General features: G+C 64.6%; 22 protein-coding genes. 12 read left to right on the plus strand and 10 right to left on the minus strand.

Annotation, left to right across the window (positions count from 1 at the left end):
- Window positions 1-10 precede the first annotated feature (10 nt).
- Entirely contained in the window at window positions 11-937 is a 927-nt protein-coding gene (locus GYK42_RS06850; RefSeq protein ID WP_166446860.1) for an AAC(3) family N-acetyltransferase, read from the minus strand.
- Window positions 930-2,111 carry a hypothetical protein gene (locus tag GYK42_RS06855; RefSeq protein WP_166446861.1) on the minus strand — a complete coding sequence of 394 codons (1,182 nt, stop codon included), beginning with the start codon at window positions 2,109-2,111 and terminating at the stop codon, window positions 930-932. The genes GYK42_RS06850 and GYK42_RS06855 overlap by 8 nt, the downstream gene beginning before the upstream one ends.
- Before the next feature lie 146 nt (window positions 2,112-2,257).
- Here GYK42_RS06855 and GYK42_RS06860 point away from each other — a divergent pair, with 146 nt between their 5' ends.
- Window positions 2,258-2,485 (plus strand): hypothetical protein, encoded by a 228-nt coding sequence (locus tag GYK42_RS06860; protein ID WP_046683010.1) that lies wholly within the window; start codon window positions 2,258-2,260, stop codon window positions 2,483-2,485.
- A gap of 9 nt (window positions 2,486-2,494) precedes the next feature.
- On the opposite strand, the gene GYK42_RS06865 is transcribed toward GYK42_RS06860, so the two are convergent.
- From GYK42_RS06865 to GYK42_RS06880, 4 genes are all read right to left on the minus strand, one after another.
- Window positions 2,495-2,875, minus strand: a complete 381-nt coding sequence (locus GYK42_RS06865; RefSeq protein WP_166446862.1) for a hypothetical protein — start codon at window positions 2,873-2,875, stop codon at window positions 2,495-2,497.
- A 14-nt stretch (window positions 2,876-2,889) separates the two neighbouring features.
- Window positions 2,890-4,590, minus strand: a complete 1,701-nt coding sequence (locus GYK42_RS06870; RefSeq protein WP_166446863.1) for a hypothetical protein — start codon at window positions 4,588-4,590, stop codon at window positions 2,890-2,892.
- Between the two features lie 12 nt (window positions 4,591-4,602).
- The gene (locus GYK42_RS06875; protein WP_166446864.1) at window positions 4,603-5,280 is read right to left on the minus strand and encodes a UPF0149 family protein; all 678 of its coding nucleotides are present in this window, start codon (window positions 5,278-5,280) and stop codon (window positions 4,603-4,605) included.
- Between the two features lie 131 nt (window positions 5,281-5,411).
- Window positions 5,412-6,917, minus strand: coding sequence for a peptide MFS transporter (locus GYK42_RS06880; RefSeq protein WP_166446865.1), 1,506 nt, complete (start codon window positions 6,915-6,917; stop codon window positions 5,412-5,414).
- A 311-nt stretch (window positions 6,918-7,228) separates the two neighbouring features.
- On the opposite strand from GYK42_RS06880, the gene ppnN reads away from it, so the two are divergent.
- From ppnN to GYK42_RS06935, 11 genes are all read left to right on the plus strand, one after another.
- Window positions 7,229-8,599 (plus strand): nucleotide 5'-monophosphate nucleosidase PpnN, encoded by a 1,371-nt coding sequence (gene ppnN, locus GYK42_RS06885; RefSeq protein WP_034755381.1) that lies wholly within the window; start codon window positions 7,229-7,231, stop codon window positions 8,597-8,599.
- Window positions 8,600-8,787: 188 nt separating this feature from the next.
- A complete protein-coding gene (locus GYK42_RS06890; protein WP_166446866.1) occupies window positions 8,788-9,855 on the plus strand; it encodes a LacI family DNA-binding transcriptional regulator in 1,068 nt (355 codons plus the stop codon).
- Window positions 9,856-10,078: 223 nt separating this feature from the next.
- Window positions 10,079-10,885, plus strand: coding sequence for a transporter substrate-binding domain-containing protein (locus GYK42_RS06895; RefSeq protein WP_034755383.1), 807 nt, complete (start codon window positions 10,079-10,081; stop codon window positions 10,883-10,885).
- A 90-nt stretch (window positions 10,886-10,975) separates the two neighbouring features.
- The gene (locus GYK42_RS06900) at window positions 10,976-11,668 is read left to right on the plus strand and encodes an amino acid ABC transporter permease (RefSeq protein ID WP_166446867.1); all 693 of its coding nucleotides are present in this window, start codon (window positions 10,976-10,978) and stop codon (window positions 11,666-11,668) included.
- 1 nt (window position 11,669) lies between these two features.
- Entirely contained in the window at window positions 11,670-12,320 is a 651-nt protein-coding gene (locus GYK42_RS06905) for an amino acid ABC transporter permease (RefSeq protein ID WP_046683001.1), read from the plus strand.
- Window positions 12,307-13,041, plus strand: a complete 735-nt coding sequence (locus tag GYK42_RS06910; RefSeq protein WP_166446868.1) for an amino acid ABC transporter ATP-binding protein — start codon at window positions 12,307-12,309, stop codon at window positions 13,039-13,041. Before GYK42_RS06905 ends, GYK42_RS06910 begins: the two co-directional genes overlap by 14 nt.
- On the plus strand, window positions 13,038-13,784 hold the full coding sequence (locus GYK42_RS06915) for a TIM barrel protein (protein ID WP_166446869.1): 747 nt from the start codon (window positions 13,038-13,040) through the stop codon (window positions 13,782-13,784). Before GYK42_RS06910 ends, GYK42_RS06915 begins: the two co-directional genes overlap by 4 nt.
- Window positions 13,781-14,728 (plus strand): sugar kinase, encoded by a 948-nt coding sequence (locus GYK42_RS06920; protein ID WP_166446870.1) that lies wholly within the window; start codon window positions 13,781-13,783, stop codon window positions 14,726-14,728. The genes GYK42_RS06915 and GYK42_RS06920 overlap by 4 nt, the downstream gene beginning before the upstream one ends.
- Window positions 14,729-14,748: 20 nt before the next feature.
- The gene (locus tag GYK42_RS06925) at window positions 14,749-15,708 is read left to right on the plus strand and encodes an NAD(P)-dependent oxidoreductase (RefSeq protein ID WP_166446871.1); all 960 of its coding nucleotides are present in this window, start codon (window positions 14,749-14,751) and stop codon (window positions 15,706-15,708) included.
- Between the two features lie 34 nt (window positions 15,709-15,742).
- Window positions 15,743-16,765, plus strand: coding sequence for a porin (locus tag GYK42_RS06930; RefSeq protein WP_166446872.1), 1,023 nt, complete (start codon window positions 15,743-15,745; stop codon window positions 16,763-16,765).
- Window positions 16,766-16,777: 12 nt separating this feature from the next.
- On the plus strand, window positions 16,778-17,779 hold the full coding sequence (locus GYK42_RS06935; protein ID WP_166446873.1) for a Gfo/Idh/MocA family protein: 1,002 nt from the start codon (window positions 16,778-16,780) through the stop codon (window positions 17,777-17,779).
- A 68-nt stretch (window positions 17,780-17,847) separates the two neighbouring features.
- On the opposite strand, the gene lysS is transcribed toward GYK42_RS06935, so the two are convergent.
- The 4 genes from lysS to GYK42_RS06955 all read right to left on the minus strand — a co-directional run bounded on the left by lysS (window position 17,848) and on the right by GYK42_RS06955 (window position 21,315).
- Window positions 17,848-19,377 carry a lysine--tRNA ligase gene (gene lysS, locus GYK42_RS06940; protein ID WP_166446874.1) on the minus strand — a complete coding sequence of 510 codons (1,530 nt, stop codon included), beginning with the start codon at window positions 19,375-19,377 and terminating at the stop codon, window positions 17,848-17,850.
- 18 nt (window positions 19,378-19,395) lie between these two features.
- The gene (locus tag GYK42_RS06945) at window positions 19,396-20,097 is read right to left on the minus strand and encodes an HAD family hydrolase (RefSeq protein WP_166446875.1); all 702 of its coding nucleotides are present in this window, start codon (window positions 20,095-20,097) and stop codon (window positions 19,396-19,398) included.
- A 2-nt stretch (window positions 20,098-20,099) separates the two neighbouring features.
- Window positions 20,100-21,204, minus strand: a protein-coding gene (gene prfB / locus GYK42_RS06950; RefSeq protein ID WP_138829122.1) for a peptide chain release factor 2 whose coding sequence is annotated in 2 segments (ribosomal slippage) — window positions 20,100-21,122 and window positions 21,124-21,204 — 1,104 coding nt in all. Because the reading frame shifts where the segments join, the coding sequence is not laid out codon by codon here.
- Window positions 21,121-21,315 (minus strand): peptide chain release factor 2, encoded by a 195-nt coding sequence (locus GYK42_RS06955; RefSeq protein ID WP_166446637.1) that lies wholly within the window; start codon window positions 21,313-21,315, stop codon window positions 21,121-21,123. The genes prfB and GYK42_RS06955 overlap by 84 nt, the downstream gene beginning before the upstream one ends.
- Window positions 21,316-21,395 lie beyond the last annotated feature (80 nt).

Below are 21,395 nucleotides of genomic sequence, written 5' to 3' on the forward strand. Positions count from 1 at the left end.
TCGCTGCAGGTCACAGCCTCACCGGCCGCGCCGCCAGCTGCGCCGCTGTGGCGTAGATCGTCACATTGTCGGACGCCAACTGGCGCAGGTGCGCATAAAACGCCTGCGCCGGAATGCACCACGACGCCGCATCGCCCACTTGCCCGTTGACGCGCAAGCCGGCGGCGTCGAATTCCCGGTGAAAATAGTCGCGCAGATCGCCGCGGCCGGGATGGTCGATACGGCGCTGGGCGACCGTCGGGTCGAAAGGGCGCACGGGCACGTCCCAGCGCTTGCCGGCGTGGTCCAGGCAGGCCAGCAGCTTGGTATCGTCTTCCCACACGGGCACGGGAAAGGCGTCGCCCATGGCGTCTTCCAGCGCGTGATAGAACGTCACGGGCCCCATGGAAATGCCGAGACCCAGCACCTTCGCGTGGTCGCAGCCGATGAAGCGCTGCCAGGGCGAGTCCATGCCGAAGATCGAGGGTGCGCGGTGATGCGCTTCGGTGAGGTCGGCGGCATGGCGGCCCCACGCGGACACGGAGTGAGTGGGGTGGATGCTGCGCCGGACACCTGCGCTGGCAAGGAACGCTTCGGGCAGGCGGCCCATGTGCGTGCCATGGCGGCGCGGGTCGAACACATAGTCCGGCATGGCGCAGGTGGCGCGCACCGTGCCGCCGGGCAGATAGTAGGTGGGCAGCAGCAGGGTGCCTTGCGGGCCGACGGCGTCCTGCAGGGCGCCTATCACGCCCAGCGCGCCGCCTTCCACGTAGCCGAGGCTTTTCAGTGAAGAATGGATGAACAGCATATCTCCGTGCGCGATGCCGAGCCGCGCCAGATCGGCGGCCAAGCCGGCGCGCGTCACATGGGGCGCGTTCTGGCGCATGTGTCGGGCGCTGACGGTGCGGCGCCATGCTTCCAGCGCGACATGGATGGCACTTTTTGCCTTTTCAATCATCGCCAATTTCCAGTTCCAGCAGGTTGGCATCGATGCAGAACTTGGCCGCCCAGTTCAGGTAAGCCCATGTCCCGTAGTCGCCATCGACGGGAAACGAGCCCTTGACGCCGCCGCGCGCGTGCGCGGGACCGTCGATGCTGACCGCGCGCCGCACGTAACGGTTCAGCCGGCGCCCCGCGTCGAGGTAGCGCCGCTCGCCTGTGAGCTGGTACAGCAGGAACAAACAATGCGCGTTTTGCGCGGAACCCGTGAGGCAGGCGTAGCTGGCGCCCGGCTGGAAGTCCGGACCGAGGCGGCCCGCCAGGTAGCCGTCGGCCATCACGGCCTTGGCGACGCTCGTGCCGGTGCGCGCGGCGGCGTTCAGCAGGTCGGCGCGCGCCGAAAAGCGATGCGCTTCGAGCAGGCCGCGCAAGGCGTAGCCGATGGTATGGGTCAGGGGCAGCAGCGGGTTATCCAGGCAGTTCGAGGCGAACCAGCCGTTGGGACGCTGCTTGGTCAGCGCCCAGTCGACCTGGCGCAGGCCGGCCGCGCCATAGCCGTGGCCCGGCGCGACGCGGTCCGCTTCGAACAGTCCCCACGCCACGTGCGTTTCATAGGCCTTGTCGCCGGCGCTGGCGAACGGCGTCGGATGCCGTCGCCAGCAGCCGTCGCCATCCTGGCTGTCGCGCAGCCAGCTTGCCGCGCGGTGCATGGCGTCCTGCCAAGCCTCGCCGTACGCTGCCACGCCGGCGGCCAGGCCAAGCAGGATTTGCCCCGTATTGAAGGTGACGGGCACGCGGGGCGTGGAATCGACCTTCCCGCCCTGGAAACCGCCTTCGGGGAACTGGATGGCCACGCACCAATCGAGCATGCGCCGCGCGCGCGCATGCAGTGCCGCGTCCTCCGCGCGCTGCGCCAGGGTGATCATGGTGGGGATGATGTAGCCGGTGGTCTCCGGGTAGGAGCTAGCCCAGCCCGTCAGCAGGCTGTAGTCGCGCGCGACGCCGCCGTCGTCTGAACTGGAATGGTCTTGCGCCGCGCATAGCCAGGCCGTGCAGGCATTGACGACGGCTTGCGGGCCAGGGTCGAAGGCGGGCAGGCCGCGCCGGTCCGACTGCCGCTCCATGCGCGCGGCCGCCGGCAGGCCAGCCTGCGGCGTCAGTGTATTGCGGATTTTTGTAAGCAAGGTGCGCATGGCAGCGATGGCGTAGTGGTGGGCTCAGGCTACTGTAGCGCCGGCAGCCGGCACGGCTATTGACCTGTCGCAAGGATCAGCCGCCGCATCGCTGCCGCGGGAATTGACGCATAATGGATGCCTCACCACCGTTGACGAGGCCCGCCATGAACAATGTCACGCTTGAGTACTCGGTCGTCACCAATCCCGACTCCTTTGTCGGCTTCAAGTATTACGTCAAGGCGGGGCAGGCGTTCGACGCCGATGATTTTGCCTATTCCTACAAGCTGAAACGCTCCGACCTGGACCCCGATAGCGTGCTGGCCACCCGCGAGGCGGCGGAAAATCTGCAGCCGGGAGAGTGGCTGACGGTGTCGCATTCGATCGCGGCGTAGCTGGCAGCCCTAGGCTGGCACAAACCAGGCCCGCAATTCATCCTCGGCCCGCTGCGCCGTTGCCTGCGTCAAGGTCAGCACGATGATCTTTTCCCGCGCCGGGCGATGGCCATCGCCGATGGCCAGTTCGATGGCTTGCTCGAAGCTCGTGTAGTCGTGGCCGAATTCACGCGGGCATTGCTGCACGATGCGCGCCGCCTTGCCCGCGTCCCTGTCCGCCAGGTTGACGATGGGGTTGCCGTCGTAAAAAGGCTGACCGTTGGCGAATGCGGTGCGCAGATACGGCGTGCATTGGCCGTCGAGGAAGGCCAGGCGCGCGTGCCAGTACGCTTGCAGTGCCGCATACGAGGCCTGGTTCTCGAGAAAATCGGCAAACAGGAAGTCTCCCATGGTTTCCTTTCCGGCTAGATGCCGAACACTTTCAAGATCGCGTCCGTGAAACCTTCGAACCAGCTGCCCACCTTGCCCGGTTGCTTGCCGTGGCGCGGGGTTTCCTCGTACAGGTAGACGCCGTTGTTGCCGTCGAAGCGGTCGTTGAGCAGCGCCTGCTGGCCGCGCAGGTAGGGGATGAAGGTTTCGCTGCGCAGGGTCGAGTACAGCACGTCGGTGCTAAAGCCCAGGGTGGCGGACTGGCTGATCGAACGTCCCTGGCCGGCCCGCTCCAGGCGCACGCCGCGGCAGCCGCGCGCGATCAGGGTGACGGGGCCGCGAAAGACGATGAAGCGCAGCTGCAGGGTGAGCCAGGCGTGCAGGCTTCCCAGGCGCCAGTGGCTCGATAGCGCCAGCGGCTGGCCCGCGTCGCAGATCAATCCGACGAGACCCCGCGGCTGGAACACGAGGGCGCTGCCGGCCGGCAGGTGGACGATGGCCACTTCCAGCAGCGGGTCGTCGCTGGCGGAAATCGTCACGGATGCAGGCTCGCTGCTTTCCAGCCGGGTCAGCGCCACCATGCCGGCGGCCAGGCTGGTGAACGGGAAGCGCCAGTCCAGCAGCCATTGCGTGCGTTTGCAGGTGCTGACGGGCGACGATTGCAGGTATTCGGGGTGGATCAGCATCCGCTGGCCAGGTTGCAGTTGTAGCGCCTGCGAGACGGCGGAAATGCGCGATTCTCCCTGAGGCGGCAGGGGCAGGGAGCTGCCCGCGACTTGCAGCTCGCGTGCGATCGACAGCGGCGGCAATCGGGCAGCGACGGGCGCCAGCACGAAGTAAAAGAAGGCCTTGATGGCGGCGGGCAGAAAAATGGCCGACAGCACCAGCAGGGCGGCCGTGGGCGCCACGTCCAGCACTGGTGTGCGCCAGCGGGCGATCCAGTTGCGCGCCAGCTGCGTTTCTCCAGCCGCGATGGCCGTTTGTATGGGCGCCAGCGCGCCGGCCAGCGCCACATTGTCGATGGCAAATGGTGCGGGGCGGGCAGATTGAGTGGCGCTGCTGCGCGCGCGCTGCGCCAGCCAAGCCTGATAGGCTTGCAGGTTGATCTCGCGCAGGCGCAGGCCCTCGGCGTCGAGGCGCGCCAGCTGCGCGTAAGCATCGCTGCCGGGCAGGTGCGCCGCCAGCGGATGCTGCGTTTCGAGCAGCTGGCGCCGGCGCACATTTTCCTGCAATGCGGCGTACGCGTGCACATGCTGCGCATGCAGGCGCGCCAGGGCCTGCCGTGCATCCTCGCCGCTGATCGCCGCTAGCACGGAGGTCAAATAACGGGCTTCCTGCGCCAGCACTTCGATTTCCACGCGCCGCGCGGCTTCTTCCTGCGCGTGCCGGGCCAAGGTGTCCGCATCGGGCAGGGGCAGGGTGAAAAGCGATGGCTGCTGCTGCGCGCGCAAGGTGCGCAATTGCGCCTGCACTTGCGCCAACTGCGCGGCAATGGCTGCCTGCGAGGCGTGCCGCAGGGCGTTGACACGGGTCGTGGCCGCGTCGGCCAAGCCGGCGCCATGACTGTCGGCGCTGCTGGACGCCTGGCGCAGGGCGGCGACGGCCTCGCTGCCGGCGCCGTAGGCGCGCCATTCGGCCAGCAGCAAGCGTCCGGCCAGCAGGATAATGATGAACAGGGCGAACTGCAGCGCGTGGCGCAGCAGGAAGCGCAGGATGGCCGTCAGCAGCTGGCGCAAGGAGCTACCGTCTTAGGCGGCCGCGCTATCGGCGTCGGCGCAGCATTTTTTATACTTCTTGCCGCTGCCGCAGTGGCACGGGTCGTTGCGGCCCGTCTTTGGCAGTTCGCGCAGGACGGTAGCGCCAGGCTGGCTTTGTTTCAGGTGGCGCTGGCGCGCCCAGGCTGCGTTGATGGCGATGACGGCGGGAATCACGCCATCCATGGCCGTTTCGGCCGCATCGTCATCGAGTTCGCTCGCCGTGGCCAGGTGCTGGAACGGCGCCAGGTACTGCGGATGGCTGACGGCCAGGGCCGCCCACTGGGGTTTGTCCAGGCTCGTGCCAAGCACAAAACCTGCGCACCATGCGGACACGCTCCATTCGGGGCCGCAGACGTAGATGGGCTCGAAGCTGTCCGGGTCCTTCGCCAGCCATTCGACCATGTAGGCCTGATGGCGCTGCGCCAGGCTGGCCGCCCGTTCGCTGGCCTCGTCGTGTGCCGGCAAGGCGCTGCCGGCCGCCTTGTCCCACATCCATGGCAGCCATTGCCCGGTAGCAATCTGTTTCGGGCTCAGGGCGACAGCCGTGAGGAAGCCTTCCAGCATGGACACGTCCATGGCACGGCCGGCCAGGGCGGGCGCGGCCAGCAGGGTGTCGAGTTCGGCGTATTCGTCGTCGGAGAGGGGCGTGGTGGTGGAGATGCTGGACATGGTGTTCTTCAGTAATGTGGGAGGATGGCCGGTGGCCCTGGCCGTATTGTACCGCCCGCCAAGGGGAAAACCGGCGCCGCAATGAAAAACGGCGGCCCGCAGGCCGCCGTTGTCAGAGCTAAGGCACAAGCTTACTTCACGCCGTGCATCAGTTTGTTGATCAGCGGTGCGATCAGGAACAGCACGACGCCGGCGCCCAGCAGGGACCAGAAGCCGAAGGTGTAGCCGGACAGGGCCGATTGCACCGACATGCCGCTTTCGCCGCTGACGTAGCTGGCGAAGATGCCCGACAGGTTGTTGCCGATACCGGTCGACAGGAACCAGCCGCCCATGCCCATGCCGACCAGGCGTACCGGGGCCAGCTTGGTGACCATCGACAGGCCGATAGGCGACAGGCACAGCTCGCCGATCGATTGCAGCACGTAGACGGTAGTCAGCGTCCAGAACGGGATCTTGTTATCGGCGCCAACCAGGCTCGACAGAGCGAAGATCAGCAGGCCGAAGGCCAGCGCATTGCCCAGCAAGCCCAGGCCGAATTTGCGCGGGATCGATGGGTTGACGTTGTGGCGCGCCAGGAAGACCCAGACGGCGGCGATGATAGGCGCAAAGACGATGATGGCGACCGAATTGACGGTCTGGAAGTAGGCGGTCGGGAAGATCCAGAAGCCCAGGTCGCGGTTGACGATCTTGTCTGCCAGGAAGGTAAACGAGCTGCCAGCCTGTTCGAAGAACATCCAGAACAGGATGTTGAAGACGAAGATCAGCAGCATGGCGATGACGCGGTCACGCGCAACTTTACCGTTGCGTATGCCTTCGATCATCAGCATCACGGCTAGGCCGACGAACAGCACGGTCAGGACGATTTGCAGCTTTTCAGCGCCGACGGTCAGCAGGAAGTACATCAGCGGGATCACGCACAGGGAGCCGACGGCTACCCAGACGACGCGCATGGGGTTGCCGGAACCGGCTTCCGGGGTGCCGATGCCCTTCAGGGCGCGGCGGCCGATGGCGAACCATACCAAGCTGATCAGCATGCCGAAACCGGAGGCCATGAAGACCATCTTGTACGAAGGCATGGCGCTGGTGCCGAAGATCGACTCGGCCAGCCACTGGGTGAAGACGGGCGCGACCATGGCGCCCATGTTGATGCCCATGTAGAAGATCGTGAAGCCGCTGTCGCGGCGCGGATCGGCTGTCGTGTACAGCTTGCCGACCATGGTCGAGATGTTCGGCTTGAACATGCCGTTACCGACGATCATGGTGGCCAGGCCCAGGTTGAAGATGTCCTGGTTCGGTACCGAGATGCAGAACAGGCCGGCGGCCATGAAGACGGCGCCCAGCAGGATGGAGCGCTGGTAGCCGATGACGCGGTCGGCGATGTAGCCGCCGAACAGGGCGCCGGCGTACACCAGCGCGAGGAAGGAACCGTAGGTAAGGTTGGCCGCTGCCTGTCCGGAAGCGTCACCAGCGTGGAACTGGGCAACGATGTACAGTACCAGCGCCCAGCGAACTCCGTAGAACGCGAAGCGTTCCCAGAATTCAGTCATGAACAACATCCACAATGGGCTTGGATGGCCCATAATCTGCTTGAACTCGGGAATAACGGCTTCCTTGTTGGGCGTAGTCGCACCGCTCATGCGGTTCCTCCTGAAAAATTATTATAGTCAATCGATAAAACAAACTTATGGAAGCCTGCGGGCTGTGGGCACTCTCATGAAGAACCTGTCGCACGGGAATTCCAATAGGCAGGCATTCTAATCTACAAATTGCGCTGAGCGAAGATTTCGATTCGCATTAGCAAGAATGACTGTTTCATATTGCTCAAACCGGTTTGCAGGCAAGGGTGGCACCGGCGATTTTGCGGCACCACAGCACAACTTGCCTGACTTGTCGTATATTAAGGCTGCATGACCTTCGAGCATCGATTTTTAAAGGGATTTTTCGCATTATGGAACACGACGTTATCGATACTCTGGTTTCACCGGAAGGCCGCCTGGACGTGCTCTCCAAGACTGAAGTCAACAAACTGCTCGACACCAGCCAGGGCGGCCTGTACAACACCTTCCGCCGCTGCGCGCTGGCGGTCTTGAATTGCGGCAGCACCATCGACGATGGGCGCGCCTTGCTGGAGCGCTACCAATCGTTTGAAATCTCCATCATCCAGCGCGAGCGCGGCATCAAGCTCGACATCAAGGGCGCGCCAGCCATCGCCTTTGTCGACGGCAAGATGATCAAGGGCATCCACGAGCACCTGTTTGCCGTGCTGCGCGACATTATCTTCGTCAGCGATGAAGTCACGGGCAACCCGAAATTCGACTTGCAGAGCACGGAAGGCGTGACGGACGCCGTCTTCCACATCCTGCGCAACGCCAATGTGCTGCAAACCCAGCTCAACCCGAACCTGGTCGTCTGCTGGGGCGGCCACTCGATCAACCGCGCCGAATACAATTATTCGAAGGAAGTGGGCTACCAGCTGGGCTTGCGCGGCCTCGACATCTGTACCGGCTGCGGCCCGGGCGCCATGAAGGGCCCCATGAAGGGCGCCACCATCGGCCACGCCAAGCAGCGTTTGCACAACGGCCGCTACCTGGGCATTACCGAGCCGGGCATCATCGCGGCCGAGTCGCCGAACCCCATCGTCAATGACCTAGTCATCATGCCGGACATCGAAAAGCGCCTGGAAGCGTTCGTGCGCGCGGGCCACGGCATCGTGGTGTTCCCCGGCGGCGCGGGCACAGCCGAAGAGATTCTGTACATCCTCGGCATCCTGCTGCACCCGGACAACGCCGAGATTCCCTTCCCGCTGATCTTCACTGGCCCGGAAACGTCGCGCGAGTACTTCGTGCAGATCAACCAGTTCATCCACGACACGCTGGGCCCGGAAGCGCAGCAGCGCTACAAGATCATCATCGACGACCCGGAACTGGTGGCGCGCGAGATGCTCGAAGGCATCCGCCAAGTGCGCGAATTCCGCAAGGCGCACAGCGACGCGTATTACTTCAATTGGCTGCTGAAGATAGACCATGAGTTCCAGAAGCCGTTCCAGCCCACGCATGAAAACATGCGCAACCTGAGCCTGCACAAGAACCAGCCTACGCACTTGCTGGCGGCCCAGCTGCGCCGCGCGTTTTCGGGCGTGGTGGCGGGCAACGTCAAGGATGACGGCATCCGCTCGATCGAGAAGTACGGCAACTTCGAGATCCACGGCGACAAATCCATCGCCGGCCCCATGGATGCGCTGCTTGCGTCCTTCGTGGCGCAGCACCGCATGAAACTGGCGGGCACGGCATACGTGCCGTGCTATACGGTGATCCAGTAACTTTTCAGCCAGCGCCGCCCGCCGCCTGCATTCGCCGGGGGTGGGCGGCGCCTTTCCATTGATGCCCCCATCGTGTTCCTTCGCCGCCACAGGCAATCAAATCGCTTGCGTCATCGATTCGTGGGTGCTATCTTTGGAACCGGTTCCAAAATAAAAATATGCAGTTCTACAGGTAGTGGAGATAGACCTTGGATTCAGTACGCGGTAGTAAAAAAACAGTTTCCGGCGAGCCGGCGCGGCCCGTGACCATCGCCCAGGTGGCGCGCGAGGCTGGCGTGTCGAAGACGAGCGTGTCGCGCTTTCTCGGTGGCGAGCTCGATGCCCTGTCCGAGAACATCCGCCAGCAGATCACCAGCACCATCGCGCGCCTCGGCTACCAGCCGAACCAGATGGCGCGCGGCCTCAAACGGGGACGCACGCGCCTGATCGGCATGGTCGTGGCGGACATGCTCAATCCCTACACGGTGGCCGTGCTGCAAGGCGTGGAAGCGGCTTGCCAGCAGCATGGCTATACCCTGATTTTATGTAATACCGGCAATGATGAACAGCGCGAACGCCAGTCGCTTGCCGCGCTGCGCTCGTACAGCGTGGAAGGGCTGATCGTCAACACGCAGGGACGCAACATCCAGTCGTCCGATTTGCAGCAGGCGGACATGCCCATCGTGCTGGTCGACCGCCGCATCGAGGGCGCCGATTTCGATCTGGTGGGGCTGGACAATGTGCAGGCGGGCCGGCTGGCCACGGCGCATCTGATCGAACAGGGTTTCGACGCCATCGCCTTCGTCGCACCGCCCTTGACGGGCGTCAGTTCGCGCCTGATGCGCGCCGACGGTTTCCAGGCCGTGATGGCCGAGCATCCGGGTTGCGTGGGCGAAGTGCTGGCCGTGGACCTGGACGACCGGGCTTCCATCGACGCGCAGGTGCGGCAATGCCTGGCGCAGTGGCGCGGCCGCCGCGTGGCGCTGCTGGCCTCGAACGGCATGGTGGCGCTGGAACTGGCGCTGATGCTGCAGCGCCTCGCATTGCGCATGCCGCAGGACGTGGGATTGCTGGGCTTTGACGAATTGCCGTGGTCGCCGCTGGCGGGCCTGAGCACGATCGAGCAACAGACCTATGAGATCGGGTTTTCCGCGATGACGTGCATGCTGTCGCGCCTGCAGGGCGACCAGTGCCCGCCGCGCGAGGTGCTGTTGCCAGGCAAGCTGATTGTGCGCCACTCCACCGGGGGCAACGAAGGGCGCACGGGCGGCGATTGATGGGAAGAGGGCCTTGCCCTTTTTTTTGGAAAGGTTATGGAACCGGTTTCATGGATTGTATTCAGCTAGGAAAGGGGCGTGGATAGGCAGGCAGGGCAATGGTTGGCAGGAGCTTGAACATAAGTTGAAACGACAAGGCAAGAGACGATCCGAATCGTCCATTTGACAATATTCCCGGAAGCGCCTCGACGAGGCCGGTACCGGGATCACAGGAGACTGAAGCATGAAGATGACGACACTGTTTTACGCGAAATTCGTGGCCTGCGCACTGGCAGCAACGTGCGCCTTGGGTGCGGCCGCCGACGCCGGCGCCCAGACGCTTGGCGACTTGATCAAGAAAGGCAAGCTGACCATCGGCGTGGTCAGCGGCACGCCGCCGTTTGGCAGCATCGACGCCAAGGGCGTGCCCGTCGGCTATGACGTCGACGTCGCCAACCTGATCGGCAAATACCTGAACCTGCCCGTGGAAATCGTGCCGCTGACGGCGCCGTCGCGCGTGCCGTCGCTGGAATCGGGCAAGGTCGACTTCCTCGTCGCGACCCTGGCGCCCACGCCGGAACGGGCCAAGACCCTGATGTTCACCATGCCCTACAGCGCGTTCGAGCTGGCCATCGTCGCGCCGGTCGGCGGCAAATTCAAGGCCCTGGCCGACTTGAAGGGCAAGAAGGTGGGCGTGACGCGCGGCACCACGAATGACACGGCGCTGAGCCGCATGGCGCCGGCCGGCACCAGTATCGTGCGTTTCGAGGATGACGCCACCGTCACCCAGGCTTTGCTCAGCAAGCAGGTCGATGCCGTCTCGATTCCCAGCACGATGGCGCTCGACATCATCAAGACGCGCGGCGCGGGCAAGATCGAGGTCCGCTTCTCCTACTCGCTGCAACCGAACTCGATGGCCGTGCGCCGCGGCGACTTCGAGCTGCACCAGTGGCTCAACAACTTCATCTACTACGTCAAGCTGAACGGCGAACTCGATGCCATCGCGCGCAAGTGGAGCGGCGCGCCGCTGCCGGCGCTGCCGACCTTCTGATACCGCAACCCGCACAGCGATAGTGCTCGTCCGCACGGCGCGCCGCCACGGTGGCGCGGCCGGGGATGCGCACGTAGAAAGGAGTTGAGTATGCCGTATGAATTTCATTTCGAACTCGTCATGCAATCGCTGGACCGCCTGTTATGGGGCGCGGCGCTGACGATACGCCTGAGCGCCTTATCGATGGTGCTGGGGCTGGCGGTGGGCGTGTGCGCCGCCGTCATCCTGAAGAACGGTCCCGCCTATGCCCGCGCCATGGTGCGCGCCTATGTCGAGATCATCCGCAGCACGCCGTTCCTGGTGCAGCTGTTCATCATCTACTTCGGCTTGCCGTCGCTGGGCCTGCAGCTCGACGCGAATGGCGCCGCGCTCGTCGCCATGACGGTCAACCTCGGCGCTTATGCTGCCGAGATCGTGCGCGCCGGCATCGGCGCCGTGCATCCGTCGCAGCTCGAGGCGGCGCAGGCGCTGGGCATGACGCGCTGGCAGGTGATGCGCCACGTGGTGCTGCTGCCGGCGCTGGAAAAAGTCTATCCGGCGCTGGCCAGCCAGTTCACCTTGATGATGCTGGCCTCGAGCGTCGTATCGGCCATTTCCGCCGAAGAGCTGACTGCCGCGGCCCACCTGCTCGACTCGGAAACCTTCCGCAGCTTCGAGATCTACATCGTCGTGATGGTGCTGTACATCCTGCTGGCCCTGCTGTTCCGCTTCAGCTTCTGGGTGCTGGGCCAGATCGTCTTCAAACGCCGCCGCCGTCTGGGCGCGGTGCGCATGGGAGCATGACATGATCAGTGATTTTTCCTGGGATAACCTGCAATTCCTGCTCGAGGCCACGCGCTGGACCATCGGCCTGTCGCTGATCGTCTTCGTCACGGGCGGCATCGCCGGCTTCGCCGTGGCGCTGCTGCGCACGGCGCGCAGCCCGTTCCTGCGTTTCATCAGCGCCCTGTACATCCAGCTGGTCCAGGGCACGCCCGTGCTGATCGTGCTGTTTCTGACCTATTACGGCCTGGCGCTGTTCGGCTACAAGCTGTCGCCGGTCATCGCGGCCGGCGCGGCGATGACGATCTTTGCCAGCGCCTACCTGGGCGAGATCTGGCGCGGCTGCATCGAAGGCGTGCAGCGGCAGCAGTGGGAAGCATCGGCCGCGCTGGCGCTGAACCGCTACCAGCAGCTGCGCTACGTCATCCTGCCGCAGGCGCTGCGCCATTCGCTGCCGCCGACGGTGGGTTTCATGGTGCAGATCATCAAGAATACTTCGATCACCTCGATCATCGGCGTGGTGGAACTGACGCGGGCAGGGCAACTGGTCAGCAATGCGACCTTCCTGCCGTTCATCGTCTTCCCCATCGTCGCCCTGATCTACTTCGCGATGTGCTATCCGCTGTCGCGCTACAGCCATTCACTGGAAAGGAAATTTCATGCCCATCGTTGAAATCGACAATATCAGCAAGAGCTTCGGCGCCAATCACGTGCTCAAGGGCGTGTCGTTCGCCGTCGAGCGGGGGCAGGTGATCGCCGTGATCGGCCGCAGCGGCTCCGGCAAGAGCACCATGCTGCGCTGTATCAACGGCCTGGAAACCATCGACAGCGGCAGCATCGTCGTGGCCGGCCACACGCTGACGGCGCGCCAGGAACACCTGCTCGACTTGCGCAAGGACGTCGGCATGGTCTTCCAGAGCTACAACCTGTTTCCCCACCTGACGGTGGAAGAAAACGTCATGCTGGCGCCGCGCATCGTCAAGAAGGTGCCCGATGCCCAGGGCCGCGCCACGGCGCTGCGCGTACTCAAGCAGGTGGGCCTGGACCACAAGAGCGAAGCCTATCCCGAGCAGCTGTCGGGCGGCCAGCAGCAGCGCGTGGCGATCGCCCGTTCGCTGGCGATGGAGCCGCAAGTGATGCTGTTCGACGAAGTGACGTCGGCGCTTGACCCGGAACTGACGCAGGAAGTGCTGAAGGTGATGGAAGAGCTGGCGCAGGCGGGCATGACGATGCTCCTGGTGACGCACGAGATGGAGTTCGCGCGGCGCATGGCCGACGTCACCGTCTTCATGCACCAGGGATTGGTGTGGGAAAGCGGGCCGTCGGAAGCCTTTTTCAGCAACCCGCAAACGCCCGAAGCGCGCCAGTTCGTCGGCGCGGGAGCGATCAAGTGAGCCCCGTCCTGGTGGCGGCGTCGGCCTACGGCGCAAGCAGGGTAAGGCAGCTGGGGCAAAGCCATTTCATCGACGTGGTGGCCGATGCGGGCGGCGCCGGCATCGAGATCCGCCGCGAACTGTTTACTTCCGACGTGCCGGACCTGGCGCGCATGGGTGCGGCCGTGGCCGCGCGCGGCCTGTATTCCGTGTATTCCACGCCCATCGAATTGTGGGACGCGGACGGGCAGCTGCAGCAAGAACTGCTGCGGCAAATGCTGGACGAGGCGGCGCGCCTGGGTGCGCGCTACCTGAAGGTGTCGCTGGGCCATTACCCGGCCGCACCGGACTTGCCGGCCTTGAAGGCGCAGCTGGAGGCCGCACCCGTGGCGCTGCTGGTGGAAAACGACCAGACGGCCCACGGCGGCAAACTGGCGACGATGGCGCGCTTCCTGGCGGCGGCGCGCGACATCGGGCTGCCCGTGGGGCTGACCTTTGACATCGGCAACTGGCGCTGGGTGGGCGAGGACGCGCAGCAGGCGGCGCGCCTGCTGGCGCCGTACGTGCGCTATGTGCATTGCAAGGCTGTTCTTGACGACGGTGGCCGTTTGTCCGCCTGCGCCGTTTCCGAGACCGATCCCACCTGGTGCGCCGTCTTCGCGCACTTTGCGCCGGGCGTGCAGCGGGCCATCGAATTCCCGCTCGAGGGCGCCGACCTGGTGGCAGAAACGAGCCGCTACATTCAGATACTGGAGGCTGCATGATGAAGCTTGACGTTGTTACCTACGGCGAGGCGATGGCGATGTTCGTTGCCGAGCAAACGGGCGACCTGGCGACCGTGGCGCACTTTACGCGCCGCCTGGCCGGCGCCGAGACGAATGTCGCCATCGGCCTGGCGCGCCTGGGCTTGAAAGTCGGCTGGCTGAGCCGGGTGGGCGACGACTCGTTCGGCCGCTTCATCCGCGCCAGCGTGCAGGCAGAGGGCGTCGATTGCAGCCGGGTCGTCGCCGTCGCCGGCCAGTCCAGCGGCTTCCTGCTCAAGGAGAAGGCCGAGAACGGCGCCGATCCGCTGGTCGAGTACTTCCGCAAGGGTTCCGCCGCCAGCCGGCTGGCGCCCGAGCACTTCGATCCAGCCTATTTCCTGTCCGCGCGCCACTTGCATGCTACCGGCGTGGCCGCGGCGCTGTCCGAGACCAGCCTGGCGTTCGCCGGCCAGGCGCTCGACTTCATGCGCGCCAACGGCCGCAGCGTATCGTTCGATCCGAACCTGCGGCCGTCGCTGTGGCCGTCGCAAGCCGTCATGGTCGAACAGATCAACCGCCTCGCCGCCAAGGCGGACTGGGTGCTGCCCGGCCTGGGGGAAGGAAAAATCCTCACCGGCCACGACCTGCCGCATGACGTCGCCGGCTTTTATCTGCAGCAGGGCGCGCGCCTGGTGGTCCTCAAGCTGGGCGCCGAGGGCGCCTATTACCGCACGGCCGATGGCGACAGCGGCATGGTGCCGGGCGAGCGCGTGGCCAACGTGGTCGACACGGTGGGCGCCGGCGACGGCTTCGCGGCTGGCCTGGTCAGCGCCTTGCTGGAAGGTTTGCCGCTGGCGCAGGCGGTAGGGCGCGGCAACCGGGTCGGCGCCTTCGCCATCCAGGTGGCCGGCGACATGGAAGGCTTGCCGACCCGCGCCCAGCTCGACGCGCTGGTCCCATCTTGAACCGTACAGGGGAAACACTCGTGAAAAAACATGTGGTTGTCTATAAAAAGCTGGCCGAGCCGCTGCTGGCGCGCCTGCGCGCCGAATGCGAGGTGACGTACTTCGAAGCGATCGATGCGGGCAACCGCGCCGCATTTGCCGCCGCCATCCGCGATGCGCACGGTTTGCTGGGCGCCAGCGTGCGCCTGGACCGCGAACTGCTGGACCCGGCCTTGGACCTGCGCATCATTTCCACCATTTCCGTGGGCGTCGACCAGTTCGACGTCGATTACCTGCGCGAACGGGGCATCTTGCTGGCCAATACGCCGGACGTGCTGACGGAAACGACGGCCGACACGATCTTTGCGCTGATCCTTGCCAGCGCGCGGCGCGTCGTCGAACTGGCCGAATTCGTCAAGGCCGGACGCTGGACGCGCAGCGTGGGCGAAAGCCAGTACGGCGTCAACGTGCACGGCAAGACCATCGGCATGCTGGGCATGGGCCGCATCGGCCGCGCCGTCGCCCGCCGGGCCGCGCTGGGTTTCGGCATGCAGGTGCTGTACGTGAACGGCGAATCGGTGCCCGAGGTGGAGGCGGCGCTGGGCGCGCGCCAGGTACTGCTCGATGACTTGCTGGCCGGCTCCGATTTCGTCTGCGTGGTACTGCCGCTGACGGCGCAGACGGAACGCATGATGGGCCGGCGCGAGTTCGCGCTGATGCGCCCCGGCGCCATCTTCATCAACGGCTCGCGCGGGCGCATCGTCGACGAGGCGGCGCTGATCGAGGCGCTGCAGCAGGGCACCATCCACGGCGCCGGCCTGGACGTGTTCGAGCGCGAACCGTTGGCGCCGGGCAATCCGCTGCCGGGCATGGCCAACGTGGTGGCGCTGCCGCATATCGGTTCGGCCACGCACGAAACGCGCTACGCCATGGCGCAGCAAGCCGTGGACAACCTGCTGGCCGGTCTGCGCGGCGAGCGTCCGCGCTACCTAGTCGGCTAAGAGCAGTATCGATAAAAAATAGACAGGGAAAGAAATGAAGAACAAGGTAGCAAGGGCAATGATCATCGGCGTAGGCGCTTGCGGCGGTCTGTGTTGCGCGCAGTCGAACGTGACCATGTATGGCATCGCGGACCTGGGCGTGGTGTCCGAGAACGGCGGCCCCGGCGGCAGGGTGCTCAAGGTGACCAGCGGCATCGCCAACGGTTCGCGCCTCGGTTTCAAGGGCAGTGAAGAGCTGGGCGGCGGCATGACGGCGATGTTTACCTTCGATGCGGGCATCCTGGCCGACACGGGCGCATCGGCCCAGGGCGGTCTGCTGTTCGGACGCCAGGCTTTCGTCGGCCTGGCCGGCGCGGCGGGTACGCTGCGGCTGGGCCGCCAGTACACCTTCATCGATAGCAGCCTGGGGGCGCTGGACCCGTTTTACCTGGGTTTTGCGGGCAGGATAAGCAATGTCTTCACGGCTGGCTACATCAGCCGGGTCGACAACAGCATCACCTACAGCTCGCCCGTGCGCGGCGGCCTTTCCGGCGAACTGGCGTACGGCTTCGGCGAAGTGCCGGGCGACGCATCGGCCAAACGCTACGCGGGCGCGGCGGCCACCTATGCCAGCGGTCCGCTGTATGTGCGCATGGCGCACCAGGATGCCAATACGATATCAAGCGCGCTGGTGACGGGCAGGGCACGCAACACGGTGCTGGGCGCCACCTGGGACTTCGGCGTCGTCAAGGCGCATGGCGCCGTCGCCGTCAGCAAGAGCACGGCGGGCGCCGCCACCACGGTCGACAGCGCGGACCTGATGCTGGGCGCCACCGTACCCGTGGGCCCGCACCGCATCCTGTTCTCGTACGTGCGGCGCGACGACCGGCGCGCCGCCAACGGTGACGCTTCTCAAATCGGCATCGGCTACACCTACGCGCTGTCGAAGCGCAGCACCTTGTATGCGGCCTACGCGCACATCGACAACCGCAACGGCGCCGCCTACGTGGTGGGCAACGCCACCGACAACGGCACCGGCAACCAGGCCTGGAACCTGGGCCTGCGCCACACTTTTTAACGGGAGAATCGAATGAAGAAAACCGGATGGATTTTGGTCGGCGCCAGCACCGTGGCGCGCGAATGGATGGTCGACGCGATCGGCCAGCAGGGCGATGCCGAAGTGCTGGCCGTGGTCAGCACCGACGCCGCGCGCGGCGCCGCCTTTGCCGAGCAGTTCGGCGTCGCCGCCAGCTACACGGACCTCGATGCGGCGCTCGCGCATCCGGGAGCGGACGCCGTTTACATCAGCACCACCAACGAGTTGCACATGGCGCAGACCTTGCAGGCGGCGCGCGCCGGCAAGCACGTGTTGTGCGAAAAGCCGCTGGCGCTGAACCTGGAAGACGCGCGCCGCATGGTCGACGGCTGTGCCGAGGCGGGCGTGTTGCTGGGGATTAACCACCACCTGCGCAACGCGGCCAGCCATGGCAAGGTGCGCGAGCTGATACGCGCCGGCGAGATCGGCCAGCCCCTGTATGGCCGCGTGCTGCACGCGAACAACCTGCCGCAGCACCTGCGCGGCTGGCGCCTGGACGCGCCCGAGTCGGGCGGCGTCACGCTCGACATGTTCGTGCACGATGTCGACACCTTGCGCTTCCTGCTCGACGCGGAACCGCGCCACGTCACCGCCTGCGCCACCAGCGGCGGCATGACGGTGGCCGGACTGGAAGAGGGATTGATGGCCGTCATCGAGTTCGACAACGGCACCCTGGTACAGGTGCACGACGCGTTCAACGCGCCGTATTCGCTGTCCGGCGTGGAAATCATCGGCACGAAGGGCACCATCTTCGCCACCGGCGTGATGACGCAGCGCCCCGTCGGCACCATCAGCCTGACGCGCGACGGCGGCAGCATCGATATCCCCGTCGAGCATGAAAACCTGTACGTGCGCTCGGTGCGCGCATTCCAGCGCGCCATGCGCGGCGAAGGGCAGCCGGCCGCCACCGGCGACGACGGCATGCGCGCGCTGGCCACGGCGTTGGCGGCGCAGCAGGCCAGCCGCAGCCACCAGCGCGTGACCCTGGCCAGCTGACAGCCGGCGTGAAAAAAAAGCCGCCTGATCGCAAAATCAGGCGGCTTTTTATCGGCTTGCGTCCGTGATTATTCTTCGCGGCGCAAATGCGGGAACAATAATACGTCGCGGATGTTCGGCGAATCCGTGATGATCATCATCAGGCGGTCGATGCCGATGCCGCAGCCGCCGGCCGGCGGCATGCCGTATTCCAGCGCGCGGATGTAGTCGGCGTCGTAGAACATCGCCTCTTCATCGCCGGCGTCCTTGGCGGCCACTTGCGCCAGGAAGCGGGCCGACTGGTCTTCCGCATCGTTTAACTCGGAGAAACCGTTGGCGATCTCGCGGCCCACCATGAACAGCTCGAAGCGTTCGGTGATGCCGGCCACCGTGTCGGAAGCGCGCGCCAGTGGCGACACTTCGACCGGGTAGTCGATGATGTAGGTCGGTTCCCACAGCTGCGCTTCAGCCGTTTCTTCGAACAGCGCCAGTTGCAGCGCGCCCAGGCCGGCCGTGGCGAACGGCTTGACGCCGAATTTCTTCAGTTCTTCCTTGATGAAGTCCGCATCGTTCAATTGCTCCGGCGTATAGCCAGGCGCGTACTTGTTGATCGCTTCGACGATGGTCAGGCGGTGGAACGGTTTTGCCAGGTCCAGTTCGCGGCCGCCGTAGGTCAGGGTGGCGGTGCCGTGCGCGTCGATGGCGGCTTGGCGGATGACGGCTTCCGTGAAGTCCATCAGCCATTTGTAGTCGGTGTAGGCCGCGTAGAATTCCATCATCGTGAATTCAGGATTGTGACGGATCGACACGCCTTCGTTGCGGAAGTTGCGGTTGATCTCGAACACGCGGTCAAAGCCGCCCACGACCAGACGCTTCAGGTACAGCTCGGGCGCGATACGCAGGAACATCTGCATGTCCAGCGCATTGTGGTGCGTGATGAAGGGCTTGGCCGCCGCGCCGCCGGGGATCGTGTGCAGCATCGGCGTTTCCACTTCCATGAACTCGTTCTTTTCCATGAAGCGGCGGATCGACGAGATGGCGGCGGTACGCGCCTTGAAGGTGCGGCGCGTCTCTTCGTTCATGATCAGGTCGACGTAGCGCTGGCGGTACTTCGTTTCCTGGTCGGCCAGGCCGTGGAATTTGTCCGGCAACGGGCGCAGCGACTTGGTGATCAAGCGCAGTTGCGTGACCTTGATGGTCAGTTCGTCCGTCTTGGTCTTGAACAGGGTGCCCGTCACGCCCAGGATATCGCCCAGGTCATAGTGGTGCAGCGCGGCCATGGCCGCTTCGCCGGTGAGGTCCAAAGTGGCGTAGATCTGGATGCGGCCGTCGGCTTTCGGGCCGGAAGCGTCTTGCAGGGTGGCGAAAGCGGCTTTCTTGCCCGCTTCGCGTTTGAGCATCATGCGGCCTGCCAGCACCACGGTGACAGGTTCGGCTTCCAGCTCTTCGCGCGTCTTGCTGCCGTATTGCGCGTGCAGGTCGGCCGCCTTGTGCTCGGGGCGGAAATCGTTCGGGAAGGCGACGCCTTGTTCGCGCAGTGCTGCCAGCTTGACGCGGCGCTCGGCGATGATCTTGTTTTCATCGGGTGCGGCGGCTTGTTCTTGGATATCCGTAGTCATGGTGTTCTTCGTTGGTGATTATTGATGATGTGGCGCCAGCGCAGGCGCCACGCTGGCAAACAGTGCGTCGACGTCGAGCGCGGAGAAATCCGGCACGATGGCAATGACGTTGTCGAAGGCGGCAAATGCTTCGGCGGGCAGGGTGGTGGTGAGCACCACGACGCGCATGCCGGCACGGCGCGCCGCTTCCACACCCAGGGGTGCGTCTTCAAAGACGATGCAGTTGTGCGGCTGCGCGCCGGCCAGCAGCGCGCCTTTCAGGAAAACGTCCGGGTGCGGCTTGCCCCGTTCCACGTCGGCGGCGCCGACGATGGCGTCGAAGCGGTGGCGCAGGTCCAGGCCGTCGAGCGTGAATGCGATGTTCTCGGCCGGCGCTGCCGTCCCGACCACTAGCCCGACGCCGGCCTGGCGCGCGCTGGCGATCAGCCGGTCGAAACCGGCGACCGTGGCCAAGTGCGGGCCATACAGTTCGCGGTAGACGACTTCCTTTTCAGCCAGCAGGGTGACGTGGTCGGCTTCCTCGCCCAGGTACTTGGCGATGATTTCGTGTCCCTGGCGTCCCGCCGTGTCGCGGAAAAAGGCATCCGCATCCAGCGCATGGCCGTGGCGTTCAAAGAACGCCAGCCACGATGTCGTGTGGAAGGCCATGTTGTCGACGATCGTGCCATCCATGTCGAACAGGAAGGCGCGCTTTGCCAATGCCGGAGCGGATGCGTTCATCCTTATACGCCTTGCTTGAGCGAGGCGGAAATGAACTCGTCGATGTCGCCATCGAGCACGCCCTTGGTATTGCCCGTCTCGAAACCGGTGCGCAAGTCCTTGATGCGGGACTGGTCCAGCACGTAGGAACGGATCTGGTGACCCCAGCCCACGTCCGTCTTCGAGTCTTCCAGCTTTTGCTGTTCGCTCATGCGCTTGCGCAGCTCATGCTCGTACAGCTTCGCTTTCAGCATTTCCATCGCTTCGGCGCGGTTGCGGTGCTGCGAACGGTCGTTCTGGCACTGCACCACGATGCCGGTCGGCGCATGGGTCATGCGGACGGCGGAGTCGGTCTTGTTGATGTGCTGACCACCGGCGCCCGACGCGCGGTAGGTATCGACGCGGATATCGGCCGGGTTGACGTCGATCTCGATCGAATCGTCGACTTCCGGATACACGAACAGCGATGTAAACGAGGTATGGCGGCCGTTGGCCGAGTCGAACGGCGACTTGCGCACGAGGCGGTGCACGCCCGTTTCCGTGCGCAGGAAGCCGTAGGCGTGATCGCCCTCGACCTTCAAGGTGGCCGTCTTGATGCCGGCCACCTCGCCGTCGGACTGCTCGAGGATTTCGACCTTGAAGCCCTTGCGTTCGCAATAGCGCAGGTACTGGCGCAGCAGCATCGAGGCCCAGTCCTGGGCTTCCGTGCCGCCGGCGCCGGCCTGGATGTCGATGAAGCAGTTGTTCGGGTCCATCGGATTGTTGAACATCCGGCGGAATTCCATGCTTTCAATGACCTTGCGGATTTCCTGCACGTCCTGCTCGATCGCTTCGAGCGTATCGTCGTCACCTTCTTCGCGGGCCATGTCGAACAGGTCGCGGGTGTCGCGCAGGTCGGCATCGGCCTTGGCCAGGGTGAAGACGATGGCTTCCAGCGCCTTCTTCTCTTTACCGAGGTCCTGGGCGCGCTTGGGATCGTTCCAGACGGTTGGATCTTCCAGTTCTTCGTTGACTTGCTCTAGTTTCTCCGACTTGACAGTGAAGTCAAAGATACCTCCGAAGTTCGGCTTCGCGGACCGTCAGGTCATTGAGCAGGGCGGAGATGATATTGATGCGTTCGGCTTCCATAATGTTCTGGTCTTCTATGGTGAAATCAAACCCTGAATTATACGCGAGCGCGGCGCGTTTCCACTGCCGCCGCCGCGCAATTGCTGCCGCACGGGGCAATAAAATCGTCATTTCGCTGTATTTGCGACAATATTTTTGCCTTGAAGATGGCTGGCGTGCTGCGTATGATGCTGGCGATATTGTCTTTCTAC

This window comes from Janthinobacterium lividum, assembly GCF_011601275.1.
GTDB lineage: Bacteria > Pseudomonadota > Gammaproteobacteria > Burkholderiales > Burkholderiaceae_D > Janthinobacterium > Janthinobacterium lividum_E.